This window comes from Kitasatospora sp. NPDC101801 (genome assembly GCF_044766665.1).
GTDB lineage: Bacteria > Actinomycetota > Actinomycetes > Streptomycetales > Streptomycetaceae > Kitasatospora.
Genome location: NZ_JBIWML010000075.1, coordinates 1 through 14,106, shown reverse-complemented (window position 1 = coordinate 14,106; position 14,106 = coordinate 1). Strand labels below are relative to the sequence as shown.

At 71.4% G+C, this 14,106-nt stretch carries 14 protein-coding genes; 4 read left to right on the top strand and 10 right to left on the bottom strand.

The genetic code is table 11. From position 1 onward, the window contains the following. Nucleotides 1–87: 87 nt before the first annotated feature. Both ACIRPK_RS36210 and ACIRPK_RS36205 read left to right on the top strand, forming a co-directional pair. The gene (locus ACIRPK_RS36210; protein WP_403047043.1) at nt 88–927 is read left to right on the top strand and encodes a hypothetical protein; all 840 of its coding nucleotides are present in this window, start codon (nt 88–90) and stop codon (nt 925–927) included. 439 nt (nt 928–1,366) lie between these two features. Next, nucleotides 1,367–1,822 carry a hypothetical protein gene (locus ACIRPK_RS36205; RefSeq protein WP_403047040.1) on the top strand — a complete coding sequence of 152 codons (456 nt, stop codon included), beginning with the start codon at nt 1,367–1,369 and terminating at the stop codon, nt 1,820–1,822. Between the two features lie 13 nt (nt 1,823–1,835). Here ACIRPK_RS36205 and istB read toward each other — a convergent pair whose 3' ends face one another. From istB to ACIRPK_RS36155, 10 genes are all read right to left on the bottom strand, one after another. Next, the gene (gene istB, locus ACIRPK_RS36200) at nt 1,836–2,633 is read right to left on the bottom strand and encodes an IS21-like element helper ATPase IstB (RefSeq protein ID WP_403047038.1); all 798 of its coding nucleotides are present in this window, start codon (nt 2,631–2,633) and stop codon (nt 1,836–1,838) included. A gap of 11 nt (nt 2,634–2,644) precedes the next feature. Beyond that, the gene (gene istA, locus ACIRPK_RS36195; protein ID WP_403047046.1) at nt 2,645–4,267 is read right to left on the bottom strand and encodes an IS21 family transposase; all 1,623 of its coding nucleotides are present in this window, start codon (nt 4,265–4,267) and stop codon (nt 2,645–2,647) included. A 783-nt stretch (nt 4,268–5,050) separates the two neighbouring features. Beyond that, nucleotides 5,051–5,308, bottom strand: a complete 258-nt coding sequence (locus tag ACIRPK_RS36190; protein ID WP_403047035.1) for a hypothetical protein — start codon at nt 5,306–5,308, stop codon at nt 5,051–5,053. Beyond that, nucleotides 5,305–5,619 (bottom strand): DUF6247 family protein, encoded by a 315-nt coding sequence (locus tag ACIRPK_RS36185; protein ID WP_403047033.1) that lies wholly within the window; start codon nt 5,617–5,619, stop codon nt 5,305–5,307. Before ACIRPK_RS36185 ends, ACIRPK_RS36190 begins: the two co-directional genes overlap by 4 nt. Nucleotides 5,620–6,175: 556 nt before the next feature. Next, a complete protein-coding gene (gene tpg / locus ACIRPK_RS36180) occupies nt 6,176–6,727 on the bottom strand; it encodes a telomere-protecting terminal protein Tpg (protein WP_403047030.1) in 552 nt (183 codons plus the stop codon). Nucleotides 6,728–6,828: 101 nt separating this feature from the next. After that, on the bottom strand, nt 6,829–9,207 hold the full coding sequence (gene tap, locus ACIRPK_RS36175; protein ID WP_403047028.1) for a telomere-associated protein Tap: 2,379 nt from the start codon (nt 9,205–9,207) through the stop codon (nt 6,829–6,831). After that, nucleotides 9,204–9,575 carry a hypothetical protein gene (locus ACIRPK_RS36170; RefSeq protein ID WP_403047025.1) on the bottom strand — a complete coding sequence of 124 codons (372 nt, stop codon included), beginning with the start codon at nt 9,573–9,575 and terminating at the stop codon, nt 9,204–9,206. Before ACIRPK_RS36170 ends, tap begins: the two co-directional genes overlap by 4 nt. Nucleotides 9,576–10,082: 507 nt before the next feature. Then, the gene (locus ACIRPK_RS36165; RefSeq protein WP_403047022.1) at nt 10,083–10,391 is read right to left on the bottom strand and encodes a DUF6247 family protein; all 309 of its coding nucleotides are present in this window, start codon (nt 10,389–10,391) and stop codon (nt 10,083–10,085) included. A gap of 24 nt (nt 10,392–10,415) precedes the next feature. After that, nucleotides 10,416–11,300, bottom strand: a complete 885-nt coding sequence (locus ACIRPK_RS36160; protein ID WP_403047020.1) for a DUF6083 domain-containing protein — start codon at nt 11,298–11,300, stop codon at nt 10,416–10,418. Nucleotides 11,301–11,450: 150 nt separating this feature from the next. Then, a complete protein-coding gene (locus tag ACIRPK_RS36155) occupies nt 11,451–11,708 on the bottom strand; it encodes a helix-turn-helix transcriptional regulator (RefSeq protein WP_403047017.1) in 258 nt (85 codons plus the stop codon). A gap of 621 nt (nt 11,709–12,329) precedes the next feature. Here ACIRPK_RS36155 and ACIRPK_RS36150 point away from each other — a divergent pair. Beyond that, complete coding sequence (locus tag ACIRPK_RS36150) at nt 12,330–12,887, top strand: hypothetical protein (RefSeq protein WP_403047014.1); 558 nt, start codon at nt 12,330–12,332, stop codon at nt 12,885–12,887. A gap of 37 nt (nt 12,888–12,924) precedes the next feature. Next, nucleotides 12,925–14,016, top strand: a complete 1,092-nt coding sequence (locus tag ACIRPK_RS36145; RefSeq protein ID WP_403047011.1) for a UvrD-helicase domain-containing protein — start codon at nt 12,925–12,927, stop codon at nt 14,014–14,016. Nucleotides 14,017–14,106: the final 90 nt, after the last annotated feature.

Sequence of the window (14,106 nt, the reverse complement as noted above, 5' to 3'; positions counted from 1 at the left end):
GGAAGCCCGCACTCCAGGCATTCGACATCGCCTTCGACGGCCGACTCTCCGTCGGCCGCCGGTAGTTCACTCACCCGAGTTACACCGTTGGCTGGACAGACCCCGCCCTGGTGGGACTTGACCTGGTGGTTCGAGGCCCGCCTGCAAGACCTCCCCCCGAACGGGCAGTGGGGGCCCTGGCTTCCCGTCGGTGAACTGCTCCCCGGCTCCGAACACGACCGGGTCTCCGAGGTCGAGTTCCACTCGGGTTCCCTGACCGAGCTGGCCGAGGAGGAGACCGACGTCTGTCTGGACCCGCTGGTGGAGCAGATGCACGACGCCTACGGGCTCACTCACGGGAGCTTTGAGATCCGGGTGCGGATCGACCAGGGAGCAACGCACCTCACCACCGTCGAGGTCTCCCCCGAGCGGCTCACCGAACCACTGCTCCGGGCCACGTGTGCCGCCATCAACCGACTCCAGCACTCCGCCCGTCACCTGGCCGGCGCCGCGCAGCGAGCCGGGGTCAGCACCGAGAAGATCACCAAGGCTTTGACCAGGTACTTGAGCAGCGCCGAGCCCGAAGCCCTGCTGGCGGCGCACCGCACTGCCGACGAGGTCAACGCCCTTCTCCTGGACTACCAGCCACGGCAGGCCCTGCTGTACATCGGCGCCCACACAGACGGCTCCACCCGCATCAGCCTTGGTGCGACCTACGAGGACCAGTGCGCGGCCCAGGAAGCCGCCCACGGCGGCGACGACGCGATCCCCTTCGACCACGACGCCCGGTACGAAACCGACCTGCGTGACGCCGAAACGCTGGTGGCCATGCTGGAAGGCCATTTCGCGGTGACCATGTCCGACGGCCAGCCGGCCACTCCCTGCAGCCTGGTGCTCGGCAGCCTGGCCTACGGCACCGCTTTGATCAGCCACAGCAGCGGCGCCTGACGGAACGCAGGAGCCCGCCAGGCAGGCCCGACACACCTGCCCGGCCCATGCCACCGCTGCCGGTGAAGCCCTGCTGTTACTCCTCGTCGCAGTGCGTGCCCTGGAGGCATCACCGCCCCCGGTGGGCCTGCCGTTTCGGGCGGTGGGGAGGACGACCGCCATGGCCTCTCCTGCCCTGCGGCGTGCCGACAACGCGCGCCGAGGGTCGGCCCGCGTCTTGAGACCGCTCCGACACTGGGTCAGCGTGGTGTGTCGGCGAGGAGTTGGAGGTAGTGGGTGTACTGCTCGGGGGTCAGGCGTTGTGGCTGCGTAGGTGAAAACGGAGAGCGAGTATCGGTGAGTTCTGGCAGCGGTTCATGATCGAGATGCCGGGAGATGTCGGTGAGAACCGAGAGCACTGTGAAGGCCGTGTCGGGGGCCGACGGCATAATCGGGGGCCATGGACCTGAGAGCGGAACTGCTTCCCCCGTCGGTGAGTCGGCAGCGGCTGGACGAGCTCAGCCGTGAGATCGAGCGGATCGCCGAGGTTGTGCTCGTCGGGGACGAGAGCGTGGACGACGAGATCAAGGCATTCAACGCGAAGACGGGCCACGACTATGTGGCCTTGAACTTCGCCGAGTACGACAGCAGCCGGAGCTTGGGCGAGTTTGCGTTGGAGGCTGCCCGGCCAGCTCGGCCCCGGATCGCTGACGTCACCACGGACGAACTCGTCGAAGTCGTCCGCAGGATCCTCGCCGGTGACCCGGAGTGCGACTACTACCTGCGGCTTCTTGAAGCGAACGTGCCGCATCCCCGGGTCAGTGACCTGATCTTTCATCCTCCGGTCGAACTCCGGGACGGCTCGGCTGAGCAGATCGTCGACGAGGCCCTCAGCTATCGGCCGATCGCTCTGTGAGCGGCCAGGCGGGTCAGCCGGCAGCTGCTTGCTGTTCGGCGCGGGCGCGGGTGCTGGCGAGTCGGTAGGAGTCGGTGCCGGTCTCGATGATGGTGCCGTTGAAGGTGAGGCGGTCGACGATGGCAGCGCAGAGCCGGGGATCGGTGAAGGTCTTGGTCCAGCCGGCGAACGACTCGTTCGAGGCGATGGCCACGCTGTTCTTCTCCTCGCGCTCGGTCAGGACCTGGAACAGCAACTCGGCGCCCCGGCGGTCGAGTTCCATGTAGCCCAGCTCGTCGATGCACAAAAGGTCGACGCGGCCGTAGCGGGCGATGGTCTTGGCCAGCTGCTTCTCGTCCGCGGCCTCGACCAGCTCGTTGACGAGCTTGGTGGCCAGCACGTACTTGACCCGGAAGCCGGCCATCGCTGCCTCGGTGCCGAGCGCGATCAGCAGGTGGGACTTGCCGGTGCCGGAGTCGCCGATCAGACAGAGCGGCAGACTCTTCTTGATCCACTCACAGGTCGCGAGGGTGTGGATCGCCGCCGGGTCGATGTTCGGGTTCGCGTCGAAGTCGAACTTCCGCAAGGACTTGTCCCGGGGGAAGCCGGCGGCCTTGATCCGCCGTTCCGAGCGGCGCCGGGCCCGGTCGTCGCACTCGGACATCAACAGCTCGGAGAGGAAGCCGAGGTAGGACATCTGCTCGCGGGCTGCGCTTTCGGCGAGTTCGGGGAACTGGGATCGGACGGTGGGAAGCCGCAGCATCCGGCAGGCCTGGTCGATGGCGGCGGTGGCGGCCTGCTCGGTGATTCCTCGCTGGCGGGGGAAGGTCACGGTGTTCTCCTTCAAGGGGCGGGACGGTCCGGTCGGCGGTGTCGCAGCAGCTGGTCGTAGTGGGCCACCGAGGGCAGCGGCCTCGTGTCGAGCGGCAGCTGGGCCAGGCGCCGCTCGGTCAGCGAGGTCACCGTCGCCCGGCCGGTGGCGGGCGGCCGCGGTTCTGCGGGAGTCCCGGTGTCGGCCTCAGCGGCCTTGCGGGCCTCCAGCGCGACCGCGTCGGCGGTCAGCGCGCCAGAACGGAGGGCGGCGGCGAGGCCGGCGACGAGGTGCTCGTGGGGCAGGTGCCGGCCCAGCAGCAGGACCTCGATCAGCGCGCGAGTGCCTTCGCGCTCCCCATGGGCCTTGCGGACGGCCGCCCACCAAGCGTCATGGACCGGGGTGAACCGGCCGGTCGAGCGGGCCTGGTCGAGCGGCCGGTTCACCCCGGGCAGAGCGCCGGGCTTGCGGACCAGGGCCTCCAGGTAGTGGTCCAGATCGAGCCGGGTGCCGCCCTTGGCGATCAGCCGCTCGTGCCGGGCGATCTCCTCCCGGCCGTCGTAAACGACCAGCTCGGAGGCGTGCAGCATCACCCTCACCGTCCGGCCGATCAGCCGCACCGGCACCGAGTAGCGGTTGTTGCGCACCCCGATCTGGCTGTATCGGTCGACCCGCGGGGTGAACAGCCGGCCCGTCTCGAACGACTCCTCCGGCAGCGGCGCCAGCAGCGACCGCTCGGCGGCGAAGTACTCGCCGATGGTGCGAGGCCGAGAGCGGATCCGGCGGGCCTCGTCCTCCTCGTCCCACCGGTCGATCATCGCGTTGAGCTCGGCCAGCGTCGCGACCTCGGGGACGGGGACCAGGTGGTTGCGGCGGAACCAGCCGATCTGTCCCTCGACGCCGCCCTTCTCGTGCGCGCCGCCGATGCCGGGCTGGCAGTAGAGGACATCCAGGCCGTAGTGCGAGCGGAACGCGGTCCACCGCTCAGCCTCCACCCGCTGCCGGGAGAAGCCCAACACCCGGGCAACGGCAGCCCTAAGGTTGTCGTAGCGGACCCTCCCGGTCGGCACCCCGCCCAGCGTGTTGAGAGCGTGGACGTGGCCCTCGAAGAACGCCTCCTGCCCGCACGAGGCGAAGATCCGGTGCACCGCCTTGCCGGAGTAGGACAGCCGGAACGCGAACAGGTAGCAGGTCACCAACTCGCCGGCCAGACGCACCGTCACGTCACCGAAGTCGACCTCCGCCTCCGCGCCGGGCTTGTGGGTCTGCGGGATGAACGCGTCCACCACCCCGCGGCCCGCCTGCAGACGGATCTCCCCGCGGCGCTCGGCCACGTAGCCGCGGACCATCTGGTACGAGACCTCGTCGGCGCCGTGCTCGTCCACCAGCCGGTCGAAGATCCGCTTCACCGTGTGCCGCTGCTTGCGCGGGGCGTCCAGATCCGCCCGCAGCATCTGGTCGATCAGCGGCTTGAACGGATCCAGCCGCGTCGCCCTGGGCGCCAGCTTCTTGCGCGGCTCGGGCCACGCCGACTCCAGGGCCTTCTTCACCGTCAGGAAGCCGACGCCGTACTTCCGCATCAGGGCGCGGTTCGACAGACCGGAACGCGAGTCACGGCGGATCGCCACGTACAGATCGACCTTGGACTTCGGCAGCACCCGGGCCCCCTCATCGTGCAGAGCACAACCATCGTCCCGAGGCAAGCACCCAGGTGTTCTCGAAACCCGGCGACATCACTCTCCCGTGGCACGGTGCGCTCTCGCCGCCGAGCGACAGGTGCTCTCACCACTCACGTATAAAGCCACCCTCTGGGAGCGGCTAGTGTGGACGAACCGGAGAACTGTCTGATCGTCAGAGTCTGTCAATGCAGCGCCGCTTGTCTGTGGTCAACCGATTGCGTAGGCCTTCTCCGTGATACGGAGCGGGGCGTCAGCAGGGCCCTTGATGTAAGGGCCGCGCCAGATGATCCGGTGCTCACCTGCACTTGGGTACCACTGTCGGACCTTGTGCATCCTGACGGGGAAGCGGTGCTGTTAGGCGCGGGTGGATTCGGCCGTTTCGCTGTCGGCGGCGGCCGGTGCGCGGCAGCCCAGATCGACCTGACTGGTGGACCGGAGTTGTCACCAAGGCCTGACCGCCCGCCGAGCCACCCTCGAGGGGCACCCAGCAACCCGGTGAACCCATGCGATCAGAGCACCAGTCGTGCTGGCGGCAGCCGGGGAGCAGGCGGCGTTTTCGGTGCCGGACCTGCGGCGGTCGGCCACCTGCCGGAAGTGGTCGGGACTGGCCCTGCTGCTCCACCAGCGCATCCCCGCCAGGCATGAGCCCTGGCTGAGCTCTTGCCTGTGCCCGGGCAGCCGTAGCGCCGACCGATGCGGCGTGATCCGCATGTGTTTGCGCTCGGAAGGCCCGAAGCGTCCGGAGCAGACTGCGGGAGGTCAGCCGAGCCAGACGATGTCGACGACGAGCAGGCGCTCGGTGGCGCGGTTGACCAGGTAGACGACCGTGAGCTGGCCGACGGCCGCGGTGCGCACGTCGTCGCCGTCCGGGTCAGTGGCGTCCCACTGCGGCCAGCCCCACGGGGTGCGGGAGGCGATGTCCAGGACGTCGCGGACCATCTCCTGGGCGTGGGGCGGCAGGGCGGAGAGGATTTTGGCCGCCGAGGAGGACATGTGGGCCGGCCAGGGCGTCGTCACGGGCGGGGTCCGATGATGTCTTCGATGGCGATGCCGTCCTCCTGGTCCATGCCGGCGGCGAAGAAGGCGTCGACGGCCGGGGCAGTGTCCAGCCGACTCTGCCAGGTGCGGATGAGCTCGTGAAGGGGCGTCAGGTCGTAGAGGACGCGCGAGTCCTCCAGCGCCTTGTCCCAGTCCCGCTGGAACGCGGGCTCCCACCGCGCTGCGCGCCCCCTGTCGTGGTCGGCCCGGATCCGGGCGAGCAGACGCGCGGCGGCGGCCGGGGCCGGAGGCTGCGGCGGGGCGGGAACGTGGTCGGGCTGGGCGCTCATTCGGTCCTCCATTCGTCGCCCGTCACGCTACGGCAACCGGGTGCGGGTAGTGGCGGGGCATACGCAATTCGCCCGTGCCCGACCGGATTCGGGTGCGCCGCGCAGCTGTCAGTGGTGCGGGCGCCCGTCCTGGGTGGCTACGGGCGCGGCCGCGCGCCGATGCCGCCGGGAGTTCATTTCGGCGGCATCGGCGAAGAAGTCGCCTCACGGCGTGTTGTTGGCGGCGGGCTCTCTCAGCTCCCGGCTCGCGGCCAGTCCTGCAGAAAGGTGCGCAGCTGCTCGTGCTGGCGGGCCTCGTCGGCGAGCACGGCGGCGGGATGTGGTGTCAGCTCTGCCAAACATTCACGGCGAGCAGCGTCTGCCAGGCCCAGCCGATCGTCAGCGAGACGCGCTGGACCAGTCCGCCCAGACCCACCCAAGGTTGATGCCTGCCTCACGCGGTACTGGGGCCTGTGTGGTGTTGTGATCAACCTTCGGGTTCTGCCCTCGCCCTGGGGCGGAACCCGGTAGGACTGTTGAATGTGACGCGCAGGCAACTCACCGACGAGCAGTGCTGTCAGAGTTGGATGTCCATCCAGGCGACGTCGTTCAGTTCGCATGTCAGGCCCGCCGCGCGGATGCCGCCGCCTGGGGAGGTCTTGAAGTAGTGCTCCTGAAGGGCGTTGGCGAGGAGCTGTTCCTGTTGGGTCTGGGTGGCTCCGGCGTCGCGGGCCTCGTAGAGGCGGCGCGCGACGTCGCCGGGCATCTGCTGGGTGATCAGGCGCGGGCGCGGGTCGTCGGTGGACTTGCCGGCCGCGCTGTAGCCGAAGGTGCCGGACATGGTCAGCAGGAAGCCGGCCCTCTCCGCCTGGCGGCGGACCCGCTGCCTTACCTTCGGCTGCCACTTCGCGCGGACCTGCTGCTCGACCTTCCTCGCGGCCGCGGGCTTCGGGGTGCCCTGGCCCTTGAGCCAGCGCTGCACGGTGCGCTGGGAGACACCGAGCTCGGTGGCGAGCTGCTTGGTGGAGCCCTTGGCGCCCTTGAGCAGGAACCGCACCCGGGCGGGCACGGACTGCGGGATCGGGCGGGTGCGCTCGGAGCGCTCCAGGCCCTCGTCGATCTCCCCCATACCGGTGTCCTTCCTCCTACGGCGATACCCACCACCGAACATGACGGGTCGTCCTCTGCTGGGATGGGGCCGCCGCCTCGCCCGGCAACGGCCCAGAACCGCTACTCGTCGGCGGACACGGCCCCGCCACTCTTGATATGGCGGCCGGGATTGGCCCCCTCGGCCAGCAGCCGGCGCACCTCGGTCATCGGCCTGCTCCCCTCGAACTTCACATGCCCCGGCGAGACACCCAGGCGCAGCGAGGTGGTCAGGGTGCCGTCGGGGCGGGTGAGTGCGTCGGGGGCGGCGGGGCCGGGTGCGGCGAAGACGGCGCAGTCGGAGAGGACGGCGAAGGCGTGGCGGCCGGTTTCGGTGGCCATGCGGCGGAGCTTGCGGTGGAGGTTGACGGTGGCGGTGTCGATGACCAGGGCGCGCATCAGCGGGTCCCAGGTCGGGCGCTCCAGCGCTGGCCAGCGCTGGCCGGGTTTCCAGCCTTGGCGGGGGCGTTCGCGGAATTTGCCGACGGTGCCCTTGGCGGTCTGTTTGATGGCGGCCAGGACCGCCAGTTCGGCCTCGTCGCCCTGCTTGAGGCGGGCCATCGCGTCGAGGAAGGCGAGCGGGTCGGTGTCGGCGAGGGCGGGGGTGATGCCGAGGGCGGCCATGGTGTCCAGGTACGCCTGGCGGAGCCGCTTGTGCCAGGGGTCGAGGTAGGGGCCGCTCTCGTGGCGCAACCAGCCTTCGGTGGGGCGGACGTCCGCGCCGAGTTCGAGGGCGTAGGCGGCCTTGGCGGTGGAGTACCAGCCGGGTCCGGTGGGGCGGGTGCCGTCGGCGGTGAACGGGCTGGGGAGCAGCGGGTCGGTGTCGATACCGGAGAGGTCGATGTACCAGGAGCCGGGCAGCTTCTTGTCGAAGGCCGGGTTGAGTTCGTGGACCGGCTCGGACAGGGGCAGTACCAGACGGCCGGCGGCGGCGAGGAACGCCATGTTGACGTCCAGGCCCACCGCGTACGGCGCGGCGGCTTCGGTGTCGGTGAGGGGGCGGTGCCAGTCCCATGCCTCCGTGACCAGGACGTCGTGCGGGTCGCGGCCTTCGGCGAGGGGGTGGACGTCGGGTACTTCCGGCGGCGCCGGGTCGAACGCCCTGCTGCGGGAGCCCTCCACCGCGCCGGAGACCCAGCCGGACTCGGTGCGCACGGCGCGGGTCGGCGGGCGCAGTGCGGTCACCAGTTCCAGGCCGGAGACGGCGGTGGAGCCGCGCGGGGTGAGGACCCGGGAAGCGTAGGTGCCGAGCAGACGGGCAAGCCCTGGGGTGTCCAGGCCCTCGGGGACGGCCCAGCCACCCGAGTCCAGTGCGCCCCAGGCGGGTACGCACAGCTGGACGCACTGGCGTTTGCCGTCCTCGGGGGTGCGGTAGATCCGCGCCCACGGTCCCAGGCCGCGCTGGGTGAGCAGCCACCCGGCCTTGGTCAGTGCTTTCACCTGCTTGTGGGACTCCGGGAGGCGTCCCAGGCGCGGGACGAAGTCGGCCTTCTCGTCCCGGCCCATCGGAGGTAGGCCGAGGTCGGCGAGCGCTGCGTCGGTGAGTACGAGGAGGGCGTCGCCGTCCTTGCCGTACCGGTGCAGGCGCGGCGAGCCGTATCCCTCTTCCAGTGCCCACTGGACGACGGCCGCCAGTGAGCGCTGCGGCGGTGCCGTCTCGGCGAGGGTGCCGTCGGCGCGGTAGGCGGCCAGGCCCCGGCCGTCTGGGCCGACGTCGAGCACGGCGAGCGGACCGGACGGGAAGCGTGCGGCAGCCGCCGTTTCCCAGTCCGCAGAGCCCGTTGGCGCAGCCTGGGTCTTCCTGGCGGGGGCCTTGCGCGCCCGCGGGGACGCTGGGGCGGCTGGACGCGGCAGGGCCGGGTGGCGGCCGGGCGCCCCAGGACCGGCAGCGAGTGCGGGGTTGGCGGCGGGCGCGGCAGCGGCCTGGGGCGCTGGTGCCACCGACGTGGCCGAAGAAGCGTCCGGCCGTGCCGCCGCGGCGGCAGTGCCGGGGCTGCAGAACCCGCCCAGGTGCACCGGTGTGCCCTGGGCGCGGTAGACGGAAGGCTGCCCGCACCGCACGCACGCCGCCGGGGCCGCGATCAGCGGGGAGCCGTCCGCGTTCTGATCCACCGTCACAAGCTGCGCCGGGGCCGGGCCTGCGAGTTCCTGCGGCGCCGCGACGGGGACGCCCGCGGCCTCGGTGGCGGGCCTCGGCGGCAGCTCAGCTGCCGGGGCGAGGCGCGCGGCGATGCCCTGCAGGAGCTTGGCGTAGGCGGTGCGGGCATCGCCCTGCGGGTCGTGCCGGCCCGTCTCCCAGGCCGTGACGGTGCTCGCCGAGACTCCCAGCGCCTTCGCGGTCTCGGCCTTCGTCAGGCCGTACCCGGTGCGCAGCCTCACTCGCTCCGCCGGGGTGGGCAGCGGCTCCGCGCGGCGGGGGCCGGCGCCGAGCAGTGCCTCGATCGGGTCAGGGGTGGCGCTCACCGCTCCTGCCCCGCGGTCGTCACCGGGGCGGTGGCGGGGTGGGGGGCGGCGTCGAGGAACTCGCGCAGCGCGGATCCGGTCAGGATCCGGGCGGGGTTGCGGCCCGGCGGCAACGGCAGACGCTGACCCAGTGCCCACTGGAACCGCTCGGCCGGCGCCAGGTCGAAGACGTACTTGCCGCCCTCCTCGGGGTCGGTGGTGGCGCCGCAGATCTCGAACGCCCCCACGCACACGCCGCCGTCGACGAACGCCAGCAGGAAGTCCCCGTGGTCGGCGACCGTCTGCGCGCCGAAACGCCACCAGCGGGCCGCGGCCTGACGGACCGTCTCCCCGTCTCTCAGCGACTGCCGCACATCCACTGCCAGCACGACCCCTCCCATCTCAGATCCGACCCCAGACCCGCACAACTATAAGCCACTCCAGCTAGTTTTATCGACCCATAAAGCAGGCCGGTTGGCTGATAAGAGACCAGTGCCGCAGGCTGGCAGCCCGGGGTCGAGCCGGTCAGCGCGTCCAGCAGTTCCCGGTCCAGCGTCACGGCCGGGCGCGTCACCTCCACACCCGCCGCCAGCGGTACCCGTGCCTCATCGAACAGCGCCGCCCGCCGCGCCAGGCCCCGACGTTCACCAGGACCTGCAGCGCGCCACCCACGCCCGGCCCACACTCCCTCCTCCCCACCGCCGATGACGGGCCGGGGCGGACGCGGCGCCGATGCCTCACAGGGGACCAGCCGGACGCCGGGGAACGTGTGCGGGGAATGTCGTCACCCCGGTCCGACACGGGACATGATGGGTCGTCACCTGATCGCCAGAGGCATGGGAAATGCCCGCCCCGAGGAAACCGTACGCAGGAGGGCTGGCCGGGCTGGCCGTGTCCTAGTCTCCCGGGCCCGGGAGTTTGGGTCGCTCTGCGGGCGGCGGCGGGGAGCGTCGTGGCGGGCGCGGCATCCAGACGCTCCTGCCAGATCTGTACGACCGGTACATAGGGGTGAGGTCGTAGCTGTGCCGGGCTTCGTCCAGCGCCCGGCCCCAGTCCTGTACGAACTCCGGGACCCAGCGGTTGGCCTGCTCGCTGGCGCGGAGCTTTCTCAGCAGCCAAACCGCCTCCCGGCCGGGAGGCGGCTGCCGGGGACTGGCGTGGCCGGACGACGCAGTCAACGAGTCCTCCTTCTCGTCCGTCGTCACGGTACAGCGCAACTGCAGACACGCTCACGGAGTTGGGGCCCTTCCATCGCTGGACGGCAGGCTGGTGCGGATGTGCTGGTGGTGAAGAAAGGGGTCGAAGATCTCCCATCGCGCCAGAGCCACGTCCGCTGCCTGGGTGGAGGCGTGGGCGGGGCAGCGCTGACCGCGCCAGCGCAGCTGCTCGCCATAGGGCAGGTCGGTGAGGTCGTAGACGGCCATGAGCACGCCGACGAGGTGTGCCGCCAGGTGCCGCTGGCGGCCGAGGGGTGCCGTTTCGTCGACGGGCAGCAGCCTCCACTGGCCCGAAGGGACGTGGTGGTCGTGGACGGGGTTGAGGCAGCGGGCGCGGCGCAGGGTCTGGGCAGTGCACCGCAGGTCGGTCAGTGGTGCGGGGGCGAGGTAGGTGGTGTGGAGGAGGCGGACGACCGGGCGCCACGGGGCGTCAGTTCGCTGTGGCTCCGGTGGGGTTGGAGGTCGTGGTGGGGCTGACTGGAAGCCGTTGTCGGTGAGGCGGCGGGTGCGGATGGCCAGGTGGCGGCGCAGGTCGCGGAGTTGGGGTGTGGAGGGTTGGCCTGGGCCAGGTGGGCTGGCGGGGCAGATGAGGGGGTGTGCGATGCGGCACCAGGGGGTGCCGTCGTCGGTGGGGTGGGCAATGCCGGCGGCGAGGTGCCAGCGGGCGTAGGGCGGGACGTGGCGGGCGGGGAGTTCGGCGGGATGCAGGGGCAGCTGACGCCCGTCCGCGCGCTGGCACCACTCCACCGGGTTGCCGCAGGAGCGGCAGATGCCCATTCGGGCGGCGCGGATGAGGGTGGTGAGGCTGTCGGGGTGGATACGCAGGAGGCGCCTGGGGGTGCGGCCTGTGCGGCTGCCGTCCCAGTTGTAGCCCGGCGCGGTGGGGATGTGGGTCACGCGCGCGACGGTGACGGCACGCAGGGTACGAACCGGTGGAGCTGGCGGCGAATGTCGCCCGACTGGCCGCTTCGGTGCCGGTTTCACCGCGAGGGTGGGATGGGCGTTCGATTCCTGGTTCCCGTTCGGGTGATACCGACGGGCATCCGATCAGGTGCCGGGTGGTGGGGTGTGGCCGTCGCAGAGGGATGCGGCGAGGTCGCCGAGGGGGACGTCGAAGGCGTGGGCCAGGGCGTGCCAGGTGGCGAGGGTGCCGATGGTGCGGCCCTGCTCGATTTCGATGAGGGTGCGGCGGGAGAGGCCGCTGCGTTCGGCGAGGTGGTCGTAGGTCCAGCCGCGGTCCGCCCGCAGCCGCGCGAGCGCAAGGCGTAGCGCGGTGAGGTTGGGGTCGGGGGGCGGGGTGATCACTGTGCTATCGCACGGTGCAGACCCCTGCCCTGTCAGTGCAGACCTCTGCCCTATTTGGCCCGGTTCGTGGAATGAGCGGGCAGGGCAGGGGTCTGCACTAGGGTGTCCGCCGCCCGGACGGCAGGCGAATCGTCCCGGCATTTCCCACTGGAAGCGGCGGAGAGGACCGGGATGCGCGGTGGCGGCACGCCGGCTCCGGGCGGCGGTGTGTGGTCGGTGGTGATCGACCCGCACCGCCGCTCGGTGCGCTGCACCGCCGCAGGCTGCGGCGGGCCCGGGCCCCTGCCGCCGGGCGGCGTTCTGCGGGAGGTGGCGGTGCGTCACCTCGGCACCCACGCCGGGCGGGAACGCCTGCCCTCCCACCTGCGGACGTGCGCGTGCCGGGAGGGCGGCTGCCACTGGCACGGGCGTCACCGCGGCTGCGACGGCGAGGTGCTCCTGGTGCTCTTCCGACACCGGGGTGCTCGGACTTGGCTCCTGGCGGACATGTGCCGCGGCTGCGCCCACGCCGTCCCCGGCGCCGCACAGGTCGCCCTGCCTGCCAGTTCGGGGCCGGGCCCTGTTCCGGCTGCAGCCATCGGTACGCGAGGGCGGGGCGGGGGTGAGGCGCGGTCAGCCGAGGTGCGGCACCTGGCTGTCCGCGCAGCCCTCGGCTACACCGCGGCGCTCCTGCCGGGCAGCACTGGTGTCGAGGCGCGGCTGCTCGCCGTGCTGTGCGTGCTGCGACTGAGGGCGGGCGGCCGCGCTCCCCTGCCGGGAGGCTGGTTGCGCTCCCTGCGGTTCAGCTTCCCCGACAACGCCGTCGACGAACTCCTCGACACCGCCGGCCTGCACTTCATCCCGCCAGGAAACGGCGGACCCGCTCTGCTGTTCCCGGAGCTGGCGCTCTCGCCGCGGCCGCGCGCCGGCCACCGCGCGCAGCGGCTTCTCACTGACCCTCAGCTGCGCCGTCACTACCCCGCCGTCCGCCTCGCCGCCCTCACCGTCGCCGCCTGGTGCGAGCCGGGCGATGCCTCCTGCCTGCTCGACCCCGACAGCGCCGCGCGCGGCTGCGGTCTCACCCCAGGCGGCCTGCTCGACGCCCTGACGCTGATACAGACCTCGGGGTGGCTGCGGCACTTCGAGGAAGCGCCGAGCGGCCTGCTGCGCTGCACACTCCACCACCCATACACGCTCTGAACCCTCCCCCGCGAAGCATGAGTCGAGAGGCCCCTTCATGTTCGATCCCACGCCGGAGCAGGCCGCCGCACTGGCCGGCTTCGCCGCCCGCCAGGACCTGGTCATGCAGGCCGGCGCCGGCACCGGCAAGACCACCACCCTGCGCCTGCTCGCCGACTCCACCCCCAGACGGGGCCTGTACCTGGCGTTCAACAAATCTGTCGCCGATGAAGCCGCCCGCACCTTCCCCGACCGGGTGCGCTGCGCGACCGCTCACTCCCTGGCCTTCCGCGCCGTCGCCGCCCCCTACCAGCACCGCCTCGGCGGCTCCCGCATCCCCACCCACGCCGTCGCCACCGCCCTCGGCATCACCCGCCCCCTCAGCCTGGGCGAGGGCAAGGTCCTCGAGCCGTGGACCCTCGCCCACATCACCCTGCGCACCGTCCGCGCCTACTGCTGGTCCGCCGACACCGAACTGACCGAGGATCACGTCCCCCTCCAGCGCGGCGCCGAGGAGCCGCGTCTGCACGCGGAAGTCGCCCGCGCCGTCCTGCCGCTGGCCCGCCGCGCCTGGCAGGACATCAGCGCCCCGGCCGGCACACAGATCCGCTTCGAGCACGACCACTACCTGAAGATGTGGCAGCTCACCAACCCCCGCCTGCCCGGCGACTACCTCCTGCTCGACGAAGCCCAGGACACCAACCCCGTCCTCGAATCCGTCATCGCCGCCCAGCACGGCCACACCCAGCTCGTCCTCGTCGGCGACTCAGCCCAGCAGATCTACGCCTGGCGCGGCGCCCGCGACATCATGAACCGCGCCCCCGGCACCCAACTCACCCTCTCCCAGTCCTTCCGCTTCGGCCCCGCCCTCGCGGACGAGGCCAACCTGTGGCTCGCCGCCACCGGCTCAACCCTGCGCCTGTCCGGCCACGCTGGCGCCGACACCGTCATCGGACCGCTCCCTGGGGCGGACGCGGTGCTGTGCCGCACCAACACCGCCACCCTCACCGAAGCCATCCACCACCTCAGCCACAACCGCAGCGTCGCCATCACCGGCGGCGGCACCCAGCTACGGGCCCTCGCCCTCGCCGCCCGCGACCTACGCGCAGGCCGCGGCACCCACCACCCCGAACTGTCTCTCTTCATGTGAGCGGACACCTGTAAATCCTGTTGAGCGGACGGTTCAGGTCCTCGTCTGCGGACAGCTCAGCTCCCTGTCCGAAGGGCCGTTCGTGTCGAT

What these genes read in the sequence shown, in the direction of transcription:
- ACIRPK_RS36205 (WP_403047040.1), top strand. Translation starts at nt 1,367, where the DNA reads ATGGACCTGAGAGCGGAACTGCTTCCCCCGTCGGTGAGTCGGCAGCGG.
- ACIRPK_RS36185 (WP_403047033.1), bottom strand. Translation starts at nt 5,619, where the DNA reads ATGAGCGCCCAGCCCGACCACGTTCCCGCCCCGCCGCAGCCTCCGGCC.
- tpg (WP_403047030.1), bottom strand. Translation starts at nt 6,727, where the DNA reads ATGGGGGAGATCGACGAGGGCCTGGAGCGCTCCGAGCGCACCCGCCCG.
- ACIRPK_RS36145 (WP_403047011.1), top strand. Translation starts at nt 12,925, where the DNA reads ATGTTCGATCCCACGCCGGAGCAGGCCGCCGCACTGGCCGGCTTCGCC.